Source organism: Streptomyces sp. NPDC012827, assembly GCF_042900905.1.
GTDB lineage: Bacteria > Actinomycetota > Actinomycetes > Streptomycetales > Streptomycetaceae > Streptomyces > Streptomyces gulbargensis.
The window spans coordinates 20,416-43,352 of record NZ_JBIBBY010000007.1 but is presented as its reverse complement, the minus strand read 5'-3'; the positions used below and the strand labels follow the sequence as shown (position 1 = coordinate 43,352).

The 22,937-nt window shown below is 72.6% G+C and carries 21 protein-coding genes and 1 riboswitch; of the genes, 15 read left to right on the top strand and 6 right to left on the bottom strand.

Annotated features, from left to right (window positions below):
• Positions 1 to 117: 117 nt before the first annotated feature.
• The 4 genes from ACFY60_RS16970 (at position 118) to ACFY60_RS16955 (ending at position 4,966) form a co-directional block, all read left to right on the top strand.
• Entirely contained in the window at positions 118 to 1,605 is a 1,488-nt protein-coding gene (locus ACFY60_RS16970; protein WP_388612967.1) for an amino acid permease, read from the top strand.
• A gap of 10 nt (positions 1,606 to 1,615) precedes the next feature.
• Complete coding sequence (locus ACFY60_RS16965; RefSeq protein ID WP_062758367.1) at positions 1,616 to 2,071, top strand: Lrp/AsnC family transcriptional regulator; 456 nt, start codon at positions 1,616 to 1,618, stop codon at positions 2,069 to 2,071.
• A 340-nt stretch (positions 2,072 to 2,411) separates the two neighbouring features.
• Positions 2,412 to 3,218 carry a carbon-nitrogen hydrolase family protein gene (locus ACFY60_RS16960; RefSeq protein WP_388612968.1) on the top strand — a complete coding sequence of 269 codons (807 nt, stop codon included), beginning with the start codon at positions 2,412 to 2,414 and terminating at the stop codon, positions 3,216 to 3,218.
• 53 nt (positions 3,219 to 3,271) lie between these two features.
• Positions 3,272 to 4,966: a flavin monoamine oxidase family protein gene (locus ACFY60_RS16955; RefSeq protein ID WP_388612970.1), complete on the top strand. Its 1,695-nt coding sequence runs from the start codon at positions 3,272 to 3,274 to the stop codon at positions 4,964 to 4,966.
• 12 nt (positions 4,967 to 4,978) lie between these two features.
• On the opposite strand, the gene ACFY60_RS16950 is transcribed toward ACFY60_RS16955, so the two are convergent.
• The 3 genes from ACFY60_RS16950 to ACFY60_RS16940 all read right to left on the bottom strand — a co-directional run bounded on the left by ACFY60_RS16950 (position 4,979) and on the right by ACFY60_RS16940 (position 8,466).
• Complete coding sequence (locus ACFY60_RS16950) at positions 4,979 to 5,686, bottom strand: DUF5995 family protein (RefSeq protein WP_388612971.1); 708 nt, start codon at positions 5,684 to 5,686, stop codon at positions 4,979 to 4,981.
• Between the two features lie 73 nt (positions 5,687 to 5,759).
• The gene (locus ACFY60_RS16945; RefSeq protein ID WP_388612973.1) at positions 5,760 to 7,154 is read right to left on the bottom strand and encodes a uracil-xanthine permease family protein; all 1,395 of its coding nucleotides are present in this window, start codon (positions 7,152 to 7,154) and stop codon (positions 5,760 to 5,762) included.
• Between the two features lie 97 nt (positions 7,155 to 7,251).
• The gene (locus ACFY60_RS16940) at positions 7,252 to 8,466 is read right to left on the bottom strand and encodes an MFS transporter (protein WP_388612974.1); all 1,215 of its coding nucleotides are present in this window, start codon (positions 8,464 to 8,466) and stop codon (positions 7,252 to 7,254) included.
• A gap of 134 nt (positions 8,467 to 8,600) precedes the next feature.
• On the opposite strand from ACFY60_RS16940, the gene ACFY60_RS16935 reads away from it, so the two are divergent.
• Positions 8,601 to 9,725 carry an ROK family transcriptional regulator gene (locus ACFY60_RS16935; RefSeq protein ID WP_388612976.1) on the top strand — a complete coding sequence of 375 codons (1,125 nt, stop codon included), beginning with the start codon at positions 8,601 to 8,603 and terminating at the stop codon, positions 9,723 to 9,725.
• Between the two features lie 136 nt (positions 9,726 to 9,861).
• On the opposite strand, the gene ACFY60_RS16930 is transcribed toward ACFY60_RS16935, so the two are convergent.
• On the bottom strand, positions 9,862 to 12,231 hold the full coding sequence (locus ACFY60_RS16930; RefSeq protein ID WP_388612978.1) for a chitinase C-terminal domain-containing protein: 2,370 nt from the start codon (positions 12,229 to 12,231) through the stop codon (positions 9,862 to 9,864).
• A gap of 272 nt (positions 12,232 to 12,503) precedes the next feature.
• Positions 12,504 to 12,633: riboswitch (FMN riboswitch) on the top strand.
• Between the two features lie 164 nt (positions 12,634 to 12,797).
• On the opposite strand from ACFY60_RS16930, the gene ribD reads away from it, so the two are divergent.
• The 10 genes from ribD (at position 12,798) to ACFY60_RS16880 (ending at position 21,424) form a co-directional block, all read left to right on the top strand.
• Complete coding sequence (gene ribD / locus ACFY60_RS16925) at positions 12,798 to 13,877, top strand: bifunctional diaminohydroxyphosphoribosylaminopyrimidine deaminase/5-amino-6-(5-phosphoribosylamino)uracil reductase RibD (RefSeq protein ID WP_388612979.1); 1,080 nt, start codon at positions 12,798 to 12,800, stop codon at positions 13,875 to 13,877.
• A gap of 2 nt (positions 13,878 to 13,879) precedes the next feature.
• Positions 13,880 to 14,488 (top strand): riboflavin synthase, encoded by a 609-nt coding sequence (locus ACFY60_RS16920; RefSeq protein WP_309049471.1) that lies wholly within the window; start codon positions 13,880 to 13,882, stop codon positions 14,486 to 14,488.
• Entirely contained in the window at positions 14,485 to 15,123 is a 639-nt protein-coding gene (gene pnuC / locus ACFY60_RS16915) for a nicotinamide riboside transporter PnuC (RefSeq protein WP_388612981.1), read from the top strand. The genes ACFY60_RS16920 and pnuC overlap by 4 nt, the downstream gene beginning before the upstream one ends.
• On the top strand, positions 15,120 to 16,397 hold the full coding sequence (locus tag ACFY60_RS16910) for a bifunctional 3,4-dihydroxy-2-butanone-4-phosphate synthase/GTP cyclohydrolase II (protein WP_388612982.1): 1,278 nt from the start codon (positions 15,120 to 15,122) through the stop codon (positions 16,395 to 16,397). Before pnuC ends, ACFY60_RS16910 begins: the two co-directional genes overlap by 4 nt.
• 29 nt (positions 16,398 to 16,426) lie before the next feature.
• Positions 16,427 to 16,912, top strand: coding sequence for a 6,7-dimethyl-8-ribityllumazine synthase (gene ribH / locus ACFY60_RS16905; protein WP_388612984.1), 486 nt, complete (start codon positions 16,427 to 16,429; stop codon positions 16,910 to 16,912).
• A 34-nt stretch (positions 16,913 to 16,946) separates the two neighbouring features.
• Positions 16,947 to 17,228: a phosphoribosyl-ATP diphosphatase gene (locus tag ACFY60_RS16900; protein WP_309049467.1), complete on the top strand. Its 282-nt coding sequence runs from the start codon at positions 16,947 to 16,949 to the stop codon at positions 17,226 to 17,228.
• Positions 17,229 to 17,307: 79 nt separating this feature from the next.
• The gene (hisG, locus tag ACFY60_RS16895) at positions 17,308 to 18,156 is read left to right on the top strand and encodes an ATP phosphoribosyltransferase (protein WP_309049466.1); all 849 of its coding nucleotides are present in this window, start codon (positions 17,308 to 17,310) and stop codon (positions 18,154 to 18,156) included.
• A gap of 43 nt (positions 18,157 to 18,199) precedes the next feature.
• The gene (locus ACFY60_RS16890; RefSeq protein WP_388612986.1) at positions 18,200 to 18,652 is read left to right on the top strand and encodes a PH domain-containing protein; all 453 of its coding nucleotides are present in this window, start codon (positions 18,200 to 18,202) and stop codon (positions 18,650 to 18,652) included.
• Positions 18,653 to 18,905: 253 nt separating this feature from the next.
• A complete protein-coding gene (locus ACFY60_RS16885; protein WP_388612988.1) occupies positions 18,906 to 20,318 on the top strand; it encodes a hemolysin family protein in 1,413 nt (470 codons plus the stop codon).
• A complete protein-coding gene (locus ACFY60_RS16880) occupies positions 20,315 to 21,424 on the top strand; it encodes a hemolysin family protein (RefSeq protein ID WP_388612989.1) in 1,110 nt (369 codons plus the stop codon). The genes ACFY60_RS16885 and ACFY60_RS16880 overlap by 4 nt, the downstream gene beginning before the upstream one ends.
• 136 nt (positions 21,425 to 21,560) lie before the next feature.
• Here ACFY60_RS16880 and ACFY60_RS16875 read toward each other — a convergent pair whose 3' ends face one another.
• Positions 21,561 to 22,166 (bottom strand): GPP34 family phosphoprotein, encoded by a 606-nt coding sequence (locus ACFY60_RS16875; RefSeq protein WP_388612990.1) that lies wholly within the window; start codon positions 22,164 to 22,166, stop codon positions 21,561 to 21,563.
• Positions 22,167 to 22,338: 172 nt separating this feature from the next.
• Positions 22,339 to 22,896 carry a S1 RNA-binding domain-containing protein gene (locus ACFY60_RS16870; RefSeq protein ID WP_388612991.1) on the bottom strand — a complete coding sequence of 186 codons (558 nt, stop codon included), beginning with the start codon at positions 22,894 to 22,896 and terminating at the stop codon, positions 22,339 to 22,341.
• Between the last annotated feature and the right edge of the window lie 41 nt (positions 22,897 to 22,937).

Genomic DNA, 22,937 nt, shown 5'->3' with positions numbered 1-22,937 from the left:
AGGAGTGGCGGCGACCGCCTGCTCGGCGGTTCCCCTTCCCCCGTGGGCTGTGATCACACGCCCCCGTACCGCCGCGGTCGTCCTCGCATTCACAGGCAGCGATAAGGAGCCTCCGCAGTGCTGGACCACGGCGCAGCCCCGCCGGTCGAGGAATCGACCGCCCCCAAGACCTCCGCTCTCAGCGCCCTCGTCCGCCGCAAGCCGGTGGAACGCCTGGTCGCGGAGGGTGGACAGGGTGAAGGCGGAAGCCTCCGCCGTTCACTCTCGATGTGGCAGCTGACGATGATCAGCATCGGTGCCACGCTCGGCACCGGCATCTTCGTGGTCCTCGGTGACGCCGTCCCCAAGGCCGGCCCGGCCGTGACGATCGCCTTCGTCATCGCCGGACTCACGGCACTCTTCTCCGCCCTCTCGTACGCGGAGCTGGCCGGCTCCATACCGGTCGCCGGCTCCTCGTACTCGTACGCGTACGCAACGATGGGTGAACTCGTCGCCTGGGTCTGCGGCTGGTGTCTGGTCCTGGAGTACGGCGTCTCGGTGGCGGCCGTGGCCGTCGGCTGGGGCGAGTACCTCAACGAGCTGCTGGACGGCACCATCGGGGTGACCATCCCGGCGCTGCTCTCCTCCGCCCCGGGCGAGGGCGGCATCATCAACCTGCCCGGCCTGATCGTCGTCCTGCTCGCGATGGTCTTCCTGCTCGGCGGCGCCCGCGAGTCCGCGCTCGTCAACACGATCATGGTCTTCGTGAAGATCGCGGCCCTGGTCCTCTTCTGCGCCATCGGCTTCATGGGCTTCAAGTCCGGCAACTACAAGGACTTCATGCCGCTCGGCATGGCGGGCGTCAGCGCCGCCGGCGCCAGCCTGTTCTTCTCGTACATCGGCTTCGACGCGGCCTCCACCGCCGGCGAGGAGGCCAAGGACCCCAAGCGCGACCTGCCCCGCGCGATCATGCTCTCCCTGCTGATCGTCACCGTGCTCTACGTGCTCGTCGCCGCCGTCGCCGTCGGCGCCTGGAACTGGAAGCAGTTCGAGGGCTCCGAGGCCAGCCTCGCCGCGATCATGAACGACGTCAGCGGCCAGACGTTCTGGGGCACCCTGCTCGCCCTCGGCGCCGTGATCTCCATCGCCAGCGTCGTCCTGACCGTCCTCTACGGCCAGACCCGCGTCCTGTTCGCCATGTCGCGCGACGGCCTCGTCCCCAAGGTCTTCGCCAAGGTCAGCGGCAAGACCGGCACCCCGCGCGTGAACACGGTCATCGTGTCCCTCTTCTGCGGCGCGCTCGCCTCGGTCATCCCGCTCGGCAAGCTCGTCGACGCCACCAGCATCGGCACCCTCTTCGCCTTCGCTCTGGTCAACATCGCGGTCGTCATGCTCCGCTACACGCGCCCCGACATGCCCCGCACGTTCAAGGTGGCGCTCGGCCCGGTCTTCCCGGTGCTCGGCTTCGTCTTCTGCGTGTACAACATGTTCAGCCTCGACAGGGTGACCTGGGTGGTCTTCGGTTGCTGGATGGCCGCCGGTCTCGTGTTCTACTTCCTGTACGGCATGCGCCGCTCCCGACTGGCCACGGCCCCGTACCCGGCAGAGGCCCCCGCAGAGAAGTGATCCACCCGTAGTGCGACTGAACGACCTCGACGAACGCATCGTCCACGCCCTCGCGGAAGACGCCCGCCGCAGCTACGCCGACATCGGCTCGCTCGTCGGACTCTCCGCCCCCGCCGTGAAGCGGCGCGTGGACCGGCTCCGGGCCGAGGGCGCCATCACCGGCTTCACCGTCCGGGTGGACCCGGCGGCGCTCGGCTGGGAGACCGAGGGCTTCGTCGAGATCTACTGTCGCCACAACACCTCGCCGGACGACATCCGGCGGGGTCTGGAGCGGTACCCCGAGGTGGTGTCCGCGTCGACCGTCACCGGTGACGCGGACGCCGTCGTCCAGGTCTTCGCCGCCGACATGCGCCACTTCGAGCGCGTGCTGGAGCGGATCGCGGGCGAGCCGTTCGTGGAGCGCACCAAGTCCGTCCTGGTGCTGTCGCCGCTGCTGCGGCGCTTCTCCTCGGGCTCGCCGGCGTAAAGCTCCGTCACGGAGGCACAGGAGGGACCCCCCACCCCGTGGGGCGGTCCCTCCTCTCGTGCGGCCGGGCGGACGGGGCGCGAGGGCGGGCGGGGCGGTCGCCGCCCCCTGCCGCGTCCTGGTGTCCTGCCCGTACGGGCCGCGCGCGGGCCCCGGCGTACGCCCCGGTCGGAGCCGTACGTCACACCCCCACGCCGCACGCAACGAATCACCGCCGGACCGGCGGATCGCGCAACGGTTCGACGGTCGGTCCGCAACGGTCCCGCCTTGTCCCGGCGGAGCGCGAAACCGTACCGTTTTTGACGTCTTCCCCCTCAACTCCGACCCCCGAGGATCGCCCATGGCCGCGCTGCGCATCGCCCTGCTCCAGAGTTCCGGTGAGCTCGGTGACGTGGCCGCCAACCTGAAGATCCTCGACGAGGCCGCGGCCCGGGCCGCGGCGGCCGGAGCGGGCCTGCTGCTCGCGCCCGAGCTCTTCCTGACCGGCTACGCCATCGGCCCCGACCTCGCGCGGCTCGCCGAGCCGTCCGACGGCCCCTCCGCCCGCGCGGTCGCGGACCTCGCCGCCCGCCACGGCCTCGCCGTCGGCTACGGCTACCCGGAGCGCGACACCGAGCGGCACGGCGTGCTGTACAACTCCGCCCAGATCTTCGGCGCCGACGGCGCGGTCCTCGCGCACTACCGCAAGACCCACCTCTTCGGCGACTTCGAGGCGAAGTGGTTCACGCCCGGCGAGGACGGCCTCGTCCAGATGCGGCTCGGCGGCCTCACGGTCGGCCTGATGATCTGCTACGACGTCGAGTTCCCCGAGAACGTACGGGCGCAGGCGCTGGCCGGCACGGACCTCCTCCTCGTGCCGACCGCGCTCATGCACCCCGCCGAGATCGTCCCGGAGTCCGTGATCCCCGTCCGCGCCTTCGAGAACCAGCTGTACATCGCGTACGCCAACCGCACCGGCCCCGAAGGCGACTTCGAATTCGTCGGTCTGTCCACGCTCGCCGGCCCCGACGGCACCGCCCGGGCCCGCGCCGGACGCGGCGAGGACCTCGTCTTCGGCGACGTCGATCCTGACTTCCTGGCGGCCTCGCGGAAGGACAACCCCTACCTCCGCGACCGGCGCCCCGGCCTCTACGGCTCCCTCGTCTGAGCCGCCCCACCCTCCCCGCCCCACCCGTTTTCCGTGCAAGGAGTCCGTACCCCATGACGTCCACGGTGCCCACCGCCGTCCAGCACACCGACGCGCAGCCGCCGATCACCATGTTCGGTCCGGACTTCCCGTACGCCTACGACGACTTCCTGGCCCACCCGGCCGGTCTCGGCCAGATACCCGCCACCGAGCACGGCACCGAGGTCGCCGTCATCGGCGGCGGCCTGTCCGGCATCATCGCCGCGTACGAGCTGATGAAGATGGGCCTCAAGCCCGTCGTCTACGAGGCCGACCAGATCGGCGGCCGGCTGCGCACCGTCGGCTTCGACGGCCCGGAGACCGAGGGGCTGACGGCGGAGATGGGCGCCATGCGCTTCCCGCCCTCCTCCACCGCCCTCCAGCACTACATCGACCTGGTGGGCCTGGAGACCCGGCCCTTCCCGAACCCGCTGGCCGAGGCCACTCCCTCGACCGTCGTGGACCTCAAGGGCGAGACCCACTACGCCGAGACCATCGACGACCTGCCGCAGGTCTACCGGGACGTCGCCGCGGCCTGGGCCAAGTGCCTGGACGAGGGCGCCGACTTCTCCGACATGAACCGCGCGATGCGCGAGCGCGACGTCCCGCGCATCCGCGAGATCTGGGCCGAGCTGGTCGAGAAGCTCGACAACCAGACCTTCTACGGCTTCCTCTGCGAGTCCGAGGCCTTCAAGTCCTTCCGGCACCGCGAGATCTTCGGTCAGGTCGGCTTCGGCACCGGCGGCTGGGACACCGACTTCCCGAACTCCATCCTGGAGATCCTCCGCGTCGTCTACACCGAGGCCGACGACCACCACCGCGGCATCGTCGGCGGCTCCCAGCAGCTCCCGCTGCGCCTGTGGGAGCGCGAGCCGGAGAAGATCGTCCACTGGGCGCAGGGCACCTCCCTGAAGTCCCTCCACGAGGGCGACCCGCGCCCCGCCGTGACCCGGCTGACCCGCGCCGCCGGCAACCGGATCACCGTCACCGACGCCTCCGGCGACATCCGCACCTACCAGGCGGCGATCTTCACCGCCCAGTCCTGGATGCTGCTGTCCAAGATCGCCTGCGACGACTCGCTCTTCCCGATCGACCACTGGACGGCGATCGAGCGCACCCACTACATGGAGAGCTCGAAGCTGTTCGTGCCGGTGGACCGGCCGTTCTGGCTGGACAAGGACGAGGAGACCGGGCGGGACGTCATGTCGATGACGCTCACCGACCGGATGACCCGCGGCACGTACCTCCTGGACGACGGCCCGGACAAGCCGGCCGTCATCTGCCTCTCGTACACCTGGTGCGACGACAGCCTGAAGTGGCTGCCGCTGTCCGCGCAGGAGCGGATGGAGGTCATGCTGAAGTCGCTCGGCGAGATCTACCCGAAGGTCGACATCCGCAAGCACATCATCGGCAACCCGGTGACGGTGTCGTGGGAGAACGAGCCCTACTTCATGGGCGCGTTCAAGGCCAACCTGCCGGGGCACTACCGCTACCAGCGCCGCCTGTTCACCCACTTCATGCAGGACCGGCTGCCCGAGGACAAGCGGGGCATCTTCCTCGCCGGCGACGACATCTCCTGGACGGCCGGCTGGGCCGAGGGCGCGGTGCAGACGGCGCTCAACGCGGTGTGGGGCGTGATGCACCACTTCGGCGGCGCGACCGACGCCACCAACCCGGGCCCGGGCGACGTGTACGACGAGATCGCCCCGGTCGAACTCCCGGAGGACTGATCCCGGCAGGGTTCAGGGCCCGGCCAGAGGGGTGAGCAGCATCCGCCCCACCAGGCCCACCGAGCGGTCGAGGCGCTCCGTGAACTCCCCGGCCAGCTCGGGCAGGCCGCGCAGCTGCCACAGCGAGCGCGCGGCCAGCCAGGCCCCGTCCCGGGCCCGGTCCAGGCTCCAGCAGCCGAGCAGATGCGTCAGCGGGTCCGCGATCTCCAGGAGGTCCGGGCCCGGCATCAGTTCCTCCCGGATGCGCTCCTCCAGGAGGACCAGGACGTCACCGACCCGGTCGAACTCGTCCTCCAGGTCGGCGGGCGCGCACCGGAGGTCCCGGCAGCTGTCCACGACCGCGAGGGCCAGGTCGTGCCCGACGTGCGCGTTGATCCCGGCGAGGGCGAACTGGAGCGGCCGGACGCCGGGATGCCGCCGGTAGTGGAAGAGGGGCCGCCAGCAGGCGGGCGCGGGCGTCCCGGCGGCGACGGCGTCCACCGCCGCGAGGTAGCGCTCGGCGAACCGCACGTCGAGGGTGGCGGCGGCCCGCCGGTCCTCGAAGGTGCCCGCCTCGATGGCGTGGCCGATCTCCTCGGTGACGGTGAGGTAGACCCGGTTGAAGACGGCGACCCCGTCGGCGGGGTGCCAGGTGGAGCGGAGCTCCCGCATCCGGTCCACCAGGGGGTCGACCGCCACGAACTGCCCGATCCGCTCTGCCGTCCACTGGGTCTGCGCCATGGGGGCAGGCTCCCAGCGACGGGCCCGGGAGGGAACCTCTCCGGGCCCGGCTTCGCCGGAACGGGCGAATCACTCAGTTCTTCGACGCGTCGTCCGCGCCTTTCTCGTAAGAACTGGTCCCGGAGTCCAGGAGCGGCTCCTGCTCCTTCATGTGGGCCGGGGCGAAGGCCCGCAGCACGTGGTAGCCGGTGATGACGACCAGGGTGCCGAGCGCGATGCCGCCGAGCTCGAAGGTGTCGGTGAAGGTCAGCTCGACGCCGCCGACGCCGATGATGATGCCGGCCGCGGCGGGGACCAGGTTGAGCGGGTTGCGCAGGTCGACCTTGGCGTTGATCCAGATCTGGGCGCCGAGCAGGCCGATCATGCCGTAGAGGATGACGGTGATGCCGCCGAGGACCCCGCCGGGGATGGCGGCGACGACCGCGCCGAACTTCGGGCAGAGGCCGAAGAGGAGCGCGAAGCCGGCCGCGGCCCAGTAGGCGGCGGTCGAGTAGACGCGGGTGGCGGCCATGACGCCGATGTTCTCGGAGTACGTGGTGTTGGGCGGGCCGCCGACGGCCGTGGACAGCATCGAGGCGGCGCCGTCGGCGGCGATGGCGGTGCCGAGCTTGTCGTCGAGCGGGTCGCCGGTCATCTCGCCGACGGCCTTGACGTGGCCGGCGTTCTCCGCGACGAGCGCGATGACGACGGGCAGCGCGACCAGGATCGCGGACCACTCGAAGCTCGGGCCGTGGAAGGACGGCAGGCCGATCCAGTCGGCCTTGGCGACGCCGGAGAGGTCGAGGCGCCAGTGGTCGGTGACCTGGCCGCCCGGGGACATCGAGTGGATCTTGCCGAAGACGAGGTCGAACACCCAGGAGATCGCGTAGCCGAAGACCAGGCCGAGGAAGATCGCGATACGGGACCAGAAGCCGCGCAGGCAGACCACGGCCAGACCGGTGAACAGCATCACCAGCAGGGCCGTCCACTGGTCCTGCGGCCAGTAGGTGGCGGCGGTGACCGGGGCGAGGTTGAAGCCGATCAGCATGACGACGGCGCCGGTGACGATCGGGGGCATCGCCGCGTGGATGATCCGCGCGCCGAACTTCCGCACGGCCAGGCCGGCCAGGAACAGCACGGCCCCGACCACGAGGACGGCGCCGGTCACGGTGGCGCTGCTGCCGCCCGAGGCCCGGATCGCGGCCGCGACGCCCACGAAGGAGAGCGAGCAGCCCAGGTACGAGGGCACCGTGCCCCGGGTGGCGAGCAGGAAGATGACGGTCGCGACGCCCGACATCATGATCGCGAGGTTCGGGTCCAGGCCCATGAGGACCGGCGCGACGAACGACGCCCCGAACATCGCCACCACGTGCTGGGCGCCGAGTCCGGCCGTACGGGGCCAGGAGAGCCGCTCGTCCGGCCGGACGACGGCTCCGGGAGCGGGTGTCCTCCCGTCGCCGTGCAGGGTCCAGCGCACGCCGAGGTCCATGGGGTCGCTCCAGTTCTCCGGTTCCGGCGGCCACGTCAGGGCCGTAAAAGATCAGCCATATGGTATGCGCCACCGCCGGTCCGGTAGGTGCCCGCAGCTAGGGGGCGGTGCTCCGGGCCGGGGTGCCCTCCGTCGCCGGGGCCGCCTTGCGGCCCCGGCCGCCCAGCACGCCCGCGCCGACGACCAGGCCCAGGCAGAGCACGGTGACCAGGCCGAAGGAGGCGACGAGCGAGGTGGCGTCGGCGATGCCGCCGATCGCCGAGGGCGCGATGAGCCCGGAGGTGTACGTGATGGTGGCCACGCCGGCGATGGCCTGGCTCGGGTTCGGGCCGCTGCGGGCGGCGGCGGCGAAGGCCAGCGGCACCACGACGGCGACGCCGAGACCCATCAGTCCGAAGCCGGCCATCGCGACGGCGGCGTGCGGGGCGAGGACGACGAGGACCCCGCCCAGGGTGGCGGCGACGCCCCCGACCCGTACGGTACGGACCGCCCCGAAGCGGTCCACGACGCGGTCGCCGACCAGCCGGGCCACCGCCATGGTCAGGGCGAAGGCGGTCGTGGAGGCGGCCGCGAGCCCGGCCGAGCTGCCCAGCTCGTCGCGGAGGTACACGGCCGACCAGTCGAGGCTGGCGCCCTCCGCGAAGACCCCGCAGAAACCGATGGCCCCGATGACCAGGGCGGACTTCGGCGGCAGCGCGAACCGCGGCGGCGGCTCCTCGTCGGGGGTGCTGCGCAGGTCGAGCACGCCCTGGCAGAAGAGGAGGCCGAGCGCGGTGAGGGCGAGCGCGGCGAGGAGGTGGTGGACGCGGGCGTCGCCGCCGAGGTGCGCGGCGACCGTGCCGGCGGCGGAGCCGACGAGGGCGCCCGTGCTCCACATGCCGTGCAGGCTGGACATGATCGACCGGCCGAGGCGGTTCTCGGTCTCCACGCCGAGGGCGTTCATGGCCACGTCGGACATGCCGGAGGTGGCTCCGTACACGAAGAGGGCCGCGCACAGGCCCCAGATGTTCGGGGCGAGGGACGGCAGGGTCAGGGACATCGTCCACAGGGCGAGCAGCGCGCGCAGGGCCGTCCGGGCGCCCAGGCGGTGGGCGACGGCCCCGGCCAGCGGCATCGCGAGCGAGGCGCCGAGGGCGGGGAAGGCGAGTGCGAGGCCCAGCTGCCCGGCACTCACGCCCGCGTGCTCCTGGATCCAGGGGATGCGCGTCGCGAAGCTGCCGGTGACCGCGCCGTGGACGCAGAAGACGGCGGCGACGGCGAAGCGGGCCCGTCGCAGGCGTTCGGTGCTGAGGACGGTCCCGTCCGTCGTCATGTGTCCCTCCCTGGACGTGGTGGGGCCGCTGGAGCCCTGGCCGCGTAAACTATCAGGAACCCTGCCTAATAAATAGCCCGCAGGACGGGCCGGTGGCCCACGGGCCCCCGTGACGAGTCTGAGAGGATCCCCGCATGGCCGCATCCCCGAGCACCGCGCGGGCCATCAACGACCGCCACGCCCTGCGACTGCTCCAGGACGAGGGCCCGTTGACGGCCGCTCAGCTCAAGACGCTCACCGGACTCTCCCGGCCGACCGTCGCCGATCTGGTCGAGCGGCTCCAGGGCTCGGGCCTCGTCCACGTCGTCGGCGAGGCCGGCGCCGAGCGCCGCGGACCCAACGCCAAGCTGTACGGCATCGTCGCCGGCCGCGCCCACCTCGCCGCGCTCGACGTGCGCACCCACTCCGTCTCCGTCACCGTCGCCGACCTCCTCGGCGCCACCCTCGCCGAGGCCTCCGCGCCCGTCGGTGAGGACGGCGGCACCGGGCCCGCCGTCGAGAAGGCCGTCACCCTCCTGGAGCGGGCCGTGCGGGAGGCGGGCGCCGACCGGCTGCACACCCTCACGGTCGGCGCCCCCGGCCTCGTCGCCCCGGACAGCGGGGAGCTGCGCGACTCCGCGAAGCTCCCGGCCTGGCACCGCCGTCTCATCGGCGTCCTGCAGGAGCGGCTTCCCGCCCGCGTCCTCGTCGAGAACGAGACCAACCTCGCCGCCGTCGCGGAGCTCCGCGCGGGCGCGGCCCGCGATCGCGAGGACTTCGCCCTGCTCTGGCTCGGCCAGGGCGTCGGCGCGGCCGTCGTCCTCGGCGGCCGGCTGCGCCGCGGGGCCTCCGGCGGCGCCGGCGAGATCGGCTTCCTGCCCGTGCCCGGCACCTCCGGGCTGCCCTCCGCGACCGGCTGCGACGGCGGTTTCCACGAGCTGGCCTGTCTCGCCGCCGTGGAGGCCCTCGCCCTCGACCACGGACTGGATCCCGGGGGCGCGCTCGGCTCCGGGCACGGCCCCTTCCTCGACGCCCTCGCCCGCCGGCTCGCCCTCGGGGCGGCGGCCGTCGCCTCCGTCCTGGACCCCGGCTGCGTGGTCCTCGCCGGCGAGACGGGCCACCGGGGCGGCGCCGCGCTCGCCGCCCGCGTCGAGGCCGAACTCGCCCTCCTCTCCCCGCTGCGCACCGAGGTCCGCGCCACCGCCCTCGGCGACGCGGCGGTCCGGCGCGGCGCGCTGCTGGTGTCCCGGGACGCGGCGCAGGAGGAGCTGTTCCCGTAGACAGGACCGGTGAAAGCTTCCGGACACGCCTGCGCGCCGCGCCCCGGGGAGGGGGCGCGGCGCGGAGAGGGCCCGGCGGGGGCAAGGGCCGTGAGCGTCCCCGCCGGGGGCTGGGAGAACCGTCAGGCCGGGGACGTCAGCAGGCGCCGAGGTCCTTCCAGACGCCCCACTGGCCGGTCGTGCCCGGCTCCTCGTTCTGGGTCCACCACTGAGCCTTCCAGGTGCGGCCCTTGTGCGAGACCTCGCTGCCGGCCGTGTAGACCGTGCCCGCCACGTACGCCGGGGCGGTGCAGCCCGTGGTGGGCGGCGTCGTCGGCGGAGTGGTCGGAGGCGTCGTCGGGGGAGTGGTGGGCGGGGTCGTCGGCGGAGTGGTCGGCGGGGTGGTGGCGCCGGGCTCCACGACCGTCGTGCCGCGCGCCAGGTCGCCGGCGAGGGCGTAGGTCGTGCCGCTGATGTTCACCGTCCAGTTGGAGGGGGTGGACACCGGCAGGTAGTAGTTGAACGCCAGGTCGACCGTGGCGCCCGGGGCGAGCGACTGCCAGGCCGGGAGCTTCAGGGAGACGCGGTGGAAGTCGCCCTTCAGGCCGCCGACGTTGCCGCCCGTGTGGTCGCTGCTGATGACCTTGGTGCCGAATCCGGACTGGTCGGAGGCGTTGCCCGGCGCCGAGGTGGCGTAGTCGAACTGGAACTCCGTGCCGCCCGGCAGGGTCGTGTTCGTCCGGTTGGTGATCTTGATCTTCGGGGTGATCGGGTAGTTCGAGTCACCGAGCTTGAACTCGGTGAACTGCGCGTCGATGTTCACCGCCTTCGGGGGCAGCGGCTTGTTGGACTTCTTCGCGCCGTACGGGGTGGCCGCCTTGAACTTGTCGTACATCAGCGAGGTGAGCGTGGAGCCCATCTCGTACTGGCCCTTGGCCGCGTTCCAGGCGTAGTCGCCGGCCATCTCCCAGACCATGGTGCCGCCGATGCCGCGGTCGACCACGTAGTCGGCCTTGGCGGCCACGGACTGCTCGTCCTCGGTGGAGAGGAACACCTTCTTCTGGGCGTTCCACAGCCACGGCGCGACCAGGGTCGGGTCGTACTTGCGGACGTAGGTGCCGGTCAGCGTGGTGTTCGCCGGGAAGCCGTACCGGGTGACGTAGTCGCCGACGATCCCCTTCTCCAGGTTCTTGGCGTGCCACATCGGGTTGGAGCCGGCCGGGGACTCCTTGCCCGCGGTGTCCTTGTCGTGCCACAGGTTGTCGATGCCGACGGCGCCGTCACCGCACTTGGTCAGGCCGGAACCGGCCGGGCAGGTGGCCGCGGTGGCCTTGCCCCACAGGCCGTCGGTGCCGCCCTGCACGTTCTTGTGGCCGCGGGTGTAGTAGGGCAGGCCGATGTTGATGCGGCCGGCCGGCATGGAGCCGCGGAAGTAGTGGTAGGCCCAGTCGGTGTTGAGATAGCCGATGCCGCCGTACTGCGCCGAGCCGTAGACGTTCGCGGCGGCGAGCTCGCCGTCCTTGCCGTCGTCGAAGAGGGAGGCGTTGGGGCCGACGTACTCGTTCCAGGCGCCGTGCAGGTCGTACGACATGATGTTGACGTAGTCCAGGTACTTCTGGACCTGGAAGGTCTCCATGCCGCGCAGCAGGTAGCCGGAGGAGGGCGCGGCGACGGTCAGCAGGTAGTGCTTGCCGTCGGCGGCGCCGGCCGTGTCCAGCTTCTCGCGGAGGGTCTTCATCAGGGCGGCGTAGCCCTGCACCAGACCGGCGCGGCGGGCGTTGGCGAGCTGCCAGTCGAGCGGGTTGCCCGCGTCCTTCATGGTGGTCGGGTACTCGTAGTCGATGTCGACGCCGTTGAACCCGTACTTGCGGATGAAGTCGACCGCCGAGGTGGCGAAGGTGTCGATGCCGGCCTGGTTGACCGAGCCGTCGGCGTTGGTCGCCATCGAGTAGAAGCCGCCGGAGTTCACCCGGTCGCCGTTGTCGGCGAAGTAGCCTCCGGTCTCCGCCCAGCCGCCGACCGAGATCAGCGTCTTGACGTCCGGGTGCTGCTTCTTGAACTTGTTCAGCAGGTTGAAGTGGCCCTTGTAGGGGAGGGCCGGGTCCATCTCGGCGCCCGCGACGCCGGGCCAGGTCATCCCGGTGGCCGCGTTCGCCGGGCCGTCCGTGCCGACCGAGAGCTTGTTGTCGCCGCCGATGTGGCCGAAGGCGTAGTTGATGTGGGTGATCTTGTCCCACGGAATGTCCTTGGCGAGGTAGGCGGGCTCGCCGTTCTTGCCGGTGCGCCAGCCGGTGAAGTAGCCGATGACGCGGCGCTGGTGGTCCGCGCCCATCTTCTCGCGGCCCTCGGTGTCGTAGACCGAGCAGTACGGGACGTCGACGCCGGGGGTCCGGTGGAGGCCGTCGGGGCGACAGGACTCGTGGTCGGCGGCGTGCGAGACGCCGGCCGAGAGCGAGCTGAGCAGCAGCCCGGCGACGGCCGCGCCGGACGCGAGCAGCGAGGCTCTCTTGGTCGTGGGGGACAGCACGGTCGGGTCCTCCTGGGGTGGGGATCCCGCCACGCCCTCGGGCGCGGGGGAGGGGAGACACGCAACGAACAAGGGGGTGGTACGTGTGCGGCCCGTGGAGTGCGCACACCGGCGGGCCGTGCCTCGGAGGTGACACGGACATTAAGAGGACTAGACCAGTGCGTCAATAGGTCTGGACCAACTGGGGATTCCGGGAAGGCGTGTGAGTCATCGCACAGCGCCCGGCCGCATGGCCCCCGGACGCCCGTGGCAGACTGGCCGTGTATCAGCAGCAGCGCACTCCGGGGTCGGTGTAATTCCGAACCGGCGGTATAGTCCGCGACCCGTCCGCAGCCAGCGGCCGGTTGACCAGGTGAAATTCCTGGACCGACGGTGAAAGTCCGGATGGGAGGCAGTGCGCGGCGGGCGACCCCTGTCAGGGGTGAGCCGGCCGTACGTCCGCTGGTCGCCGTCCTCGGCGTACCGCGCGACGCCGGCCTCGGCGCACCCTGCGCCAGGTGTCGTACCCGCTCCCTGTCGCCACCGACAGGCCCCGGAGTCCGTGCCCGAAGAGGCAGGAGGACCCGGTGGACCCGCAGGCCGACATCACCGCCATGCGACGCGCCGTCGAGCTCGCCGCCCGCGGACTCGGCGCCACCAGCCCCAACCCCGTCGTCGGCTGTGTCGTCACCGACGCCTCCGGCCACCCGGTCGGCGAGGGCTGGCACCAGCGCGCCGGCGGCCCCCACGCCGAGGTCCACGCCCTGCGCGCGGCCGGCGTCCTGGCCCGCGGTGGCACCGCGTACGTCACCCTCGAACCCTGCAACCACACCGGCCGCACCGGCCCCTGCGCCCAGGCCCTGATCGACGCCGGGATCAGCCGCGTCGTCTACGCCGTCGGCGACCCGAACCCGCAGGCCACCGGCGGGGCCGACACCCTGCGTGCCGCCGGGATCGAGGTCTCCCAGGGCCTCCTCGCCGAGGAGGCCGAGGCGGGGAACACCGCCTGGCTCACCTCCGTGCGCCGCGGCCGCCCCTTCGTCCGCTGGAAGTACGCCGCCACCCTCGACGGCCGCTCCGCCGCCGCCGACGGCACCTCCCGCTGGATCACCTCCGCCGAGTCCCGCGCCGACGTCCACCGGCTGCGCGCCGAGTCCGACGCCGTCGTCGTCGGCTCCGGTACCGCCCGCGCCGACGACCCCCACCTCGCCGTCCGCGGCGTCGAAGGCGCCGTCCAGCCGCTGCGGGTCGTCGTCGACACCGAGGCCACCGCCGTCAAGCCGGGCGCCCGGGTGCTCGACGACGCCGCGCCCACCCTGATCGCCGTCGCCGAGGACGCCGACACCGCCCTCGGCCCCGTCGTACGGCTGCCCCGCGCCGGGCGCGGCCTGTCCGTACCCGCCCTCCTGGACGCCCTGCACACCCGCGGCGTCCGCTCCGTCCTCCTCGAAGGCGGCCCCACCCTGGCGGGCTCCTTCCTCGCCGCGGGCGCCGTCGACCAGATCGTCGGCTACCTCGCCCCGGTCCTCCTCGGCGCCGGACCGCACGTCCTCGCCGACGCCGGAATCACCACCATCGCGGACGCGTTGCGGCTCGAGGTCACCGAGACCGTGCGCCTCGGACCCGACCTCCGCGTCACCGCCGTCCCCACCACCAAGGGAGCCTGACCGTGTTCACCGGAATCGTCGAAGAACTGGGCGAGGTCGTCGCCGTCGAGCAGCTCGCGGACGCCTCCCGCTTCCGGCTCCGCGGCCCCCTGGTCACCGAGGGTGCCCGGCACGGCGACTCCATCGCCGTCAACGGCGTCTGCCTCACCGTGGTCGAGACCGGCGACGGCGAGTTCACCGCCGACGTCATGGCCGAGACCCTCAAGCGCTCCTCCCTCGGCGCCCTGGAGACCGGCTCCCGCGTCAACCTCGAACGCCCCATGGCCGTCGGCGGACGCCTCGGCGGACACATCGTCCAGGGCCACGTCGACGGCACCGGCACGATCCTGGAGCGCACCCCCTCCGAGCACTGGGAACTCGTCAAGGTCGGCCTGCCCCCGCACCTCGCCCGCTACGTCGTCGAGAAGGGCTCCGTCACCGTCGACGGCGTCAGCCTCACCGTCGTCGAGGTCACCGACGACTGGTTCACCATCAGCCTCATCCCCACCACGCTCGACCTGACCACGCTCGGCCTCAAGCAGCCCGGCGACCCGGTCAACCTGGAAGTCGACGTCATCGCCAAGTACGTCGAGCGGCTGCTCGGCCCCAACGCCCGGGAGAACGTCAAGTGAACTGGCTCAACTCCGAGGCGTTCACCGTCCTCGACCAGAGGATCATCTGGTCCGACATGATCGGCAACGTCTTCGGGCTCGCCGCCCTCGCGCTCGGCTGGCGCCGCTCCGTCTGGACCTGGCCCGTGCAGTTCCTCGCCGGCCTCGTCCTCTTCGGCGCCTTCTTCGGCCACCTCGCCGGCAGCGCCGGCAAGCAGGTCGTCGTCGTGCTCGTGGCGCTCTACGGCTGGTGGCAGTGGCAGCGCGGGAAGGACCAGGGCGGGGACGGCCACATCACCGTGCGCTTCGCCACCTGGCGCGAGCGCGCCGCCATGATCGCCGCGGCCGCCGCCGGCACCGTCGCCGTGGCCCTGTTCTTCAAGGCCTTCCCGACCCTGTCCTGGGACCCCTGGCCCGACGCGTACATCTTCGTCGGCACCATCGTGGCCATGTACGCCCAGGCCCGGGGCATGGTCGAGTTCTGGTTCGCCTGGCTGCTGGTCGACCTGGTCGGCGTCCCGCTGAACTTCGCCAACGGCTACGCCTTCTCCGGATTCGTCTACGTCATCTACGGCGCGCTCGTCCTGTGGGGCCTGCGCGACTGGTGGCTGCGCTCCCGCACCACCACCACTGTCCTGGAAGGAGCCCACGCGTGAACGCCCATTCCCTCTGGGACACCACCGACCTCGCCCTCGACCCCGTCGAGCAGGCCATCCGCGACATCGCGGCCGGCCGCCCCGTCGTCGTCGTGGACGACGAGGACCGCGAGAACGAGGGCGACCTCGTCATCGCCGCCGAGAAGGCCACCCCCGAGGTCGTCGCCTTCATGATGAGCGAGTGCCGCGGCCTCATCTGCGCCCCCATGGAGAGCGACGAGCTGGAGCGCCTCCACCTGCCGCAGATGGTCGACCACAACACCGAGTCGATGCGGACCGCCTTCACCGTCTCCGTCGACGCGGGCCCCGAGCACGGCGTCACCACCGGCATCTCCGCCGCCGACCGCGCCACCACCCTCCGGATGCTCGCGAGCGGCACCCACGAGCCCTCCGACTTCGTCCGCCCCGGCCACATCTTCCCGCTGCGCGCCCGGGCCGGCGGCGTCCTCGCCCGCAACGGCCACACCGAGGCCGCCGTCGACCTCGCCCGCCTCGCCGGTCTGCGCCCGGCCGGCGCGATCGTCGAGATCGCCGGCGAGGACGGCGTCATGCTGCGCCTGCCCGAGCTGGTCCCCTTCGCCCGCAAGCACGGCCTGACGATCATCTCCATCGAGGACCTGATCGCCTACCGGCGTTCCGCCGAACCCACCGTCCGCCGCGAGGCCGAGGTCCACCTGCCCACCGCGCACGGCGAGTTCACCGCGTACGGCTACCGCTCCACCGTCGACGGCGTCGAGCACGTCGCCCTCGTCCACGGCGAGATCGGCGACGGCGAGGACGTCCTCGTCCGCGTCCACTCCGAATGCCTCACCGGCGACGTCTTCCACTCCCTGCGCTGCGACTGCGGCCCCCAGCTCCAGGCCTCCATGGACCGCATCACCGCGGCGGGCCGCGGCGTCGTCGTCTACCTCCGCGGCCACGAGGGGCGCGGCATCGGCCTGCTGTCCAAGCTGCGCGCGTACGAACTCCAGGAGCGCGGCCGCGACACCCTCGACGCCAACCTGGAGCTCGGCCTGCCCGCCGACGCCCGCGACTACGCGGCCGGCGCGCAGATCCTCGGCGACCTCGGCGTCCGCAGCGTGCGCCTGATGACCAACAACCCCGACAAGATCGACGCCCTCACGCGCCACGGCCTCGTCGTCGAGGGGCGCGAGCCCATGCCGGTCACCGCCGGCGAGCACAACCTCCGCTACCTGCGCACCAAGCGGGACCGGATGGGCCACGACCTGCCCTGGCTGGACGGCTCTCCCGCCTCCACCTGCGGCAACCAGTAATCCCCTACGTACCACCGTCAAGGAGAATCATGAGCGGCAAGGGCGCACCCGTCCTCAGCGTGAAGAACTGCGGCGACCTGCGGGTCGCGGTGATCGCGGCCCAGTGGCACGAGAAGATCATGGACGGCCTCGTCGACGGCGCCCTGCGCGCCCTGAGCGAGCTGGGCATCGAGGAGCCGACCCTCCTGCGCGTCCCCGGCAGCTTCGAACTCCCGGTCGTGGCGAAGGTCCTCGCCGGCCGCGGCTACGATGCCATCGTGGCGCTCGGCGTCGTCATCCGCGGCGGGACGCCCCACTTCGAGTACGTGTGCCAGGGCGTCACCCACGGCCTCACCCAGGTCTCGATCGACACCGGCGTCCCCGTCGGCTTCGGCGTCCTCACCGTCGACAACGAGGAGCAGGCGCTCGACCGCGCGGGCCTCGAAGGCTCCTCCGAGGACAAGGGACACGAGGCCGTCACCGCGGCCGTCGTCACCGCGGCCACCCTGCGCACGGTCAGCGAACCCTGGCGCTGAGTGCCCGCCCCTCACCCCGTACTCTTAGGACATCATGGCGAACGAAACCCGTAAAAGCTTCGAAGAGCTCTTCGCCGAGCTGAAGCTCAAGGCCGAGACCGGCGACCCCGCCACCTCCCGCACCGCGGAACTGGTGGACAAGGGCGTCCATGCCATCGGCAAGAAGGTCGTCGAGGAGGCCGCCGAGGTCTGGATGGCCGCCGAGTACGAGGGCAAGGAAGCCGCCGCCGAGGAGATCTCGCAGCTGCTGTACCACGTCCAGGTGATGATGGTCGCCCGCGGGATCTCGCTCGACGACGTCTACGCCCACCTCTGAGGCCGCCCGCTCCGCGCACGGCCGTTCCTTCCGGCACGACGACCACCCCTCCCCAACTCCAGGCAAAGGAAGCCACCCCATGCTGCGCATCGCCGTCCCCAACAAGGGTTCCCTCTCCGGACCTGCGTCGGCCATGCTCCATGAGGCCGGCTACCGCCAGCGCAAGGAGTCCAAGGAGCTGGTGGTCATCGACCCGGACAACGAGGTCGAGTTCTTCTACCTGCGGCCCAAGGACATCGCGATCTACGTCGCCTCCGGCAAGCTGGACATCGGCATCACCGGCCGTGACCTGCTCCTGGACTCCGGCGCCAGCGCCGAGGAGATCCTCGCGCTGAACTTCGGCCGCTCCACCTTCCGCTACGCCACCCGCCCCGGCACCGCCAAGGGCCCCGAGGATTTCGGCGGCATGACGATCGCGACCTCCTACGAGGGCATCGTCGCCAAGCACCTCGCCGACCAGGGGATCGACGCCTCCGTCGTCCACCTCGACGGCGCCGTGGAGACCGCGATCCAGCTGGGCGTCGCCCAGGTCATCGCCGACGTCGTCGAGACCGGCACCAGCCTGCGCAACGCCGGCCTGGAGGTCATCGGCGAGCCGATCCTGACCTCCGAGGCCGTCGTCGTCCGCCGCCAGGGCGCCGACGGCGACCACCCGCAGGTCCAGCAGTTCCTCCGCCGCCTCCAGGGCGTCCTCGTCGCCCGCAGCTACGTGATGATGGACTACGACTGCCGCGCCGAGCACCTGGAGCAGGCCGTCGCCCTCACCCCGGGCCTGGAGTCGCCGACGATCTCCCCGCTGCACAACGAGGGCTGGGTCGCCGTCCGCGCCATGGTCCCGGCCAAGGACGCCCAGCGGGTCATGGACGACCTGTACGAGCTCGGCGCCCGCGCCATCCTCACCACCGCCATCCACGCCTGCCGCCTCTGACGGCGGCCCGGCCCGCACGCACCCCCAGGCACGAGGAACCCCGATGTCCGAGTCGACCCCGCCCGCCCTCCCGGTCACCTTCCGGCCGGGACGCACCCGCGCCGTCCTGCTGACCGTGGGAGTCGCGATGTTCGCCGCCATCACCGCCGTGGCGCTGATGCTGGAGCGGCTCGGACCGGGGGAGCGCGCCAGCTTCGTGTTCACCGCCGCCCTCTTCCTCGGCGTCCTCGTCCTGCTCAGCCGCCCCAAGGTCGTCGCCGACGACGAGGGCGTCACGGTCGTCAACATCACCCGCACCCGCCGGCTCGCCTGGGCGGAGATCCTCCGCGTCAACCTGCGGCCCGGCGACCCCTGGGTCTTCCTCGACCTGAGCGACGGCACCAGCCTGCCCGCGCTCGGCATCCAGCCCGGCATCGCCAAGGAGTCCGCCATCCGCGACGCCCGCGCGCTGCGCGCCCTGGCGGACAGCCGGGGCACCGGCACCGAGACCCGCTGACCCCCGTGCGCCTCAGGGTCCTCCCCCCGGGGAGGACCCCGGTCCGTCCCCCGTACGGGGCCGACCCCCTGCCCTCCGGGGCCCGTCCGTGATTACTCTTGAGGCGGTGGTGCCGAGTGGCACCACCGCCTCGCACGTGCAGGGCCGCCGCCGCGGCCCGCGGGGCCTCCCTGCGACCCGAGGAGTGACTCCCTCCGGCAATGGACGGATCGTCCGGTAGTACCCCCGCCGCCCCTTCCCCGGAGGCGGCGGCATGATCGTCTCCCTTCTGCTGCTCGCCGCTGCCTTCCTGCTGATCCTCGCCAACGGCTTCTTCGTCGCCGCCGAATTCGGTCTCGTGACCGTCGAGCGGGCCGAGGCCGAACGGGCCGCGGCCGCCGGTGACCGGCGCGCCCGCACGGTCGTCTCGGCCCTGCGCGAGCTCTCGTTCCAGCTCTCCGGCACCCAGCTCGGCATCACCCTGACCTCGCTGGTCGTCGGCATGCTGGCCGAGCCCGCGCTCGCCGGACTGCTGCACGGCCCGCTGACCGCGACCGGCCTGCCCGCCGGGGCGGTCTCCGGCGTCTCCGTGGTGATCGGCATGCTCCTGGCCTCCGCCGTCCAGATGGTGGTCGGCGAGCTCGTCCCCAAGAACTGGGCCGTCTCACGGCCGCTCCAGGTGGCCCGCTTCGTGGCCGCCCCGCAGCGCCGCTTCTCCAGCCTCTTCCGCCCGGTGATCGCCCTGCTCAACCGGGTCGCCAACCGGCTGGTCCGGCTCCTGGGCGTCGAGCCCACCGAGGAGCTGGACTCCGTGCGCACCCCCGGCGAGCTCGTCTCGCTCGCCCGGCACTCCGCACGCGCCGGCGCCCTGGAACAGGACACCGCCGACCTCTTCGTACGGACGCTGTCCCTCGGCGGCCTCACCGCCGGGCAGGTCATGACCCCGCGGGTGAAGGTGAGCGCCCTCCAGTGGGACGCCACCGCGGCCGATGTCCTCAACCTCACCCGGGCCACCGGCCTCTCGCGCTTCCCGGTCTACCGCGACCGCATCGACGAGGTCGTCGGCATGGTCCATCTCAAGGACGCCCTCGCGGTCGCCCCGCCCGCCCGGCTGCGCACCCCCGTCGGCCGGATCGCGGTCCCCCCGCTCCTCGTCCCCGAGACCCTGCCCGCGCAGGCGCTCCTGGAGCGGCTGCGCCGCGAGCAGCCCATCGCGGTCGTCGTCGACGAGTACGGGGGCACCGCGGGCGTCGTCACCCTGGAGGACATCGTGGAGGAACTCGTCGGCGAGGTCCGCGACGAGCACGACACCGCCGCCGACGGCCGCCCGGAGCTGGCCGCCGCCCCCGCCGAGGACGGCCGCCCCGCCTGGGACGCCGACGGCTCCTGCCGTGTCCACACCCTGCGCCGGATAGGCCTCGACGTGCCCGACGGGCCGTACGAGACGGTCGCCGGGCTCGTCGCCGACCTCCTCGGGCGCATCCCCGCCCCCGGCGACCGGGCCGAACTGCCCGGCTGGCGGCTCTCGGTACGCCAGGTCGACCGGTACCGCGCCGAGCGGGTCCGGCTCGTCCGCCTGGCCCCGGCCCCCGCGAGGGACGAGGTCCGGGCCGCCACCACGGACAGGGCCCCGGCCCCCGGCGCCGCGAAGGCCCCGGTCCCCGCGACGGCGGAGGCGGTCCGATGAGCACCTTCCAGCTCCTGCTGGCCGGGCTCCTCGTCCTGGCCAACGGCTTCTTCGTCGGCGCCGAGTTCGCACTGGTCTCCGTCCGCCGCAGCCAGATCGAGCCCCTCGGCGGCGCCCGCGCAGCGAAGGTGCTGCACGGCCTGGAGAACCTGCCGCAGATGATGGCGGCCGCCCAGTTCGGCATCACGGTCTGTTCGCTGACGCTCGGCGCCGTCGCCGAACCGACCGTCGCCCACCTCCTCGAACCGGTCTTCCACGTCCTGGGCGTGCCGGCCGGACTCGTCCACCCGCTCGGCTACGTGATCGCCCTCGCCGTGGTCGTCTTCCTCCACCTCGTCATCGGCGAGATGGTCCCGAAGAACCTGGCCATGGCCGCGCCCGAGCGGACCGCCCTCCATCTCGCCCCCGCCCTCGTCGGCTTCGCCCGCCTGTGCCGGCCGGTCACCACCGCGCTCGGCGCCTGCTCCCGAGTGGTCCTGCGGGCCTTCGGGGTGGAACCGAAGGACGAGGTGGAGGCCGTCTTCACCAGCGCCCAGCTCGGCCGGCTCGTGGAGGACGCCGGTCTGGCCGGACTCCTCGACCCGGCGGAGCAGGAGCGCCTGGAGGACGCCCTGGAACTGGGCAGCCGCCCCGTGACGGACGTGCTCCTCGCCCCCGCCGCCCTGGTGACCGTCCCGCCCTCCGTCACCCCCCGGGAGATCGAGGAGCTGACGGTACGCACCGGCTACTCCCGCTTCCCGGTCCGGGCCGAGGGCCGCCCGGCCTTCATGGGCTTCGTGCACGTGAAGGACGTCCTGGACGTGGAGGACCAGGAGCGGGCCGTGCCGCAGCAGCTGTGGCGCCCGATGGCGACGCTCCGCGCCGAACTGCCCCTCGACGACGCCCTCACGGTCATGCGCCGCGCGGCCACCCACCTGGCCCAGGTCGCCGACGCCTCGGGCCGTGTCCTGGGGCTGGTCGCCCTGGAGGACGTCCTCGAGAAACTGGTGGGCGAGGTCCGCGACCCCTCCCACCGCCTGCCCCCGCACGAGGCACCGGCCACGCCGGACTCCGCCCAGGGAGCGGTCCCGCACACCGCGCCGGTCTCGGCCCGGGCCGGGGGATAGCGGGCCGCGGCCGGTCGCACGTCCACCGATGGCCCGGCGCTCAGGGCGCCGGGGCTGCCGGGAGACGGCGGCCGGCCGCCTCCGCGGCGCGGGCCCCCGGGCAGGGGCCCGATGGCGGGGTCTTGCCGGTCCGGTCTCAGACCCCGCGCCAGAGGTTGGCGAAGGCCGCGTTCTCGATGGTCCGCCGCTGGCGTACGGCCTCCAGTTCCATGACCGCGTCGTGCACGGCGGCCACCACGGCCGTCACGCCCTCCTCGTCGAAGCCGGGCCGGTCACCGGACGGTTCGTCGCCGATGCCGATGACCGAGGCGAGCGCGGTCAGGACGGGCTCGCGCCCGGCCCAGCGGTCCATGGCCCGGCGGCGGGCCGGGCCGTCGACCGGTTCCACGCGCTCCGGGCCGAAGGGCAGCCGGCCGCCGCGCTTCCGCGTCAGCTCCCCGTCCTCCTCCAGCGCGGCCTGGTAGCCGGCCGCGAGGTCACGGCCCCGCCGCCACAGCCAGTCCTCGATCGTCTCGTGGGGCGGCTGGCGGGTGACCTCCTCCGCGGCCCGAGCGAGCAGCCGGTCCCCGGGCACCGCCGGCTCACCCGGCACGACGACGTCACCGTCCACCGTGACGGCCCCCGCCTCCAGCAGGTCGATCAGCTCGGCCCCCGCGAGCGCGAGCGACAGGTCGCCCTGCCCCACGGCCGGCTCCGACCCTTCCTCCATGGCGATGATGAACAGGTCCTTCGCCGTGGTCATGAACGGCTCCTCTCCGAGGCGACGGCACACCGGCGTCCCCCGGCCGGGCTCGGCGGGCGGGACGCCTGTCCCGGTCAGTATCGCCGCCCGGCCCGCCCAAAGGGGTGCTCGGCCAGGGGAGTTCGGCCGAATCCGGCATGCGCCGGCCCCGCGTGGCGGACCCGCACGGCCGTCAGGACGCGGCCCGCCGCCGGGACAGGGCCACCGTACGGCGCTGCCGGTCGACCCCGGTGACGGCCACCGTGATCTCGTCACCCACCGAGAAGTCGCGCTCAGGATCGGGCCGGTCGGGGGCCAGTTCGCTCACGTGGACCACTCCCTCGATCCCGTCGGCGACCTCCACGAGGATTCCGAACGGCAGCCTCTCGACGACCCGCGCCGTCAGCTCCTGCCCCACCCCGACGCGTCCGGCGAAGGCCTGGAAGGGGTCGGGCCGCGCGCCTCTGAGCGACAGCCGGGCCTCCCCGTTCCACGTGTCGAACCGCAGGAACACGCAGGTGACGCGCTGCCCCACCCGAACGGCCTGGGACGCCTCGTCCAGGCGCCGCCAGGAGAGCTCGGGCAGCGTGAGGAACCCGACCCCGGGGAAGCGCGGATGCGGGGGCCCTTCGTCCAGGGCGACGAAGACCCCGAACGGCTCGATGGCGGCGACCGTCCCGGAGAGGAGCTGTCCCTCCCGCAGGGAGCCGAGGAACGCCCACAGCTCCGGGTTCTCCGCCGGTTCGATCACGCCGCCCACTCTGTCATGTCCGATCCGGCGCCATCGGCAGG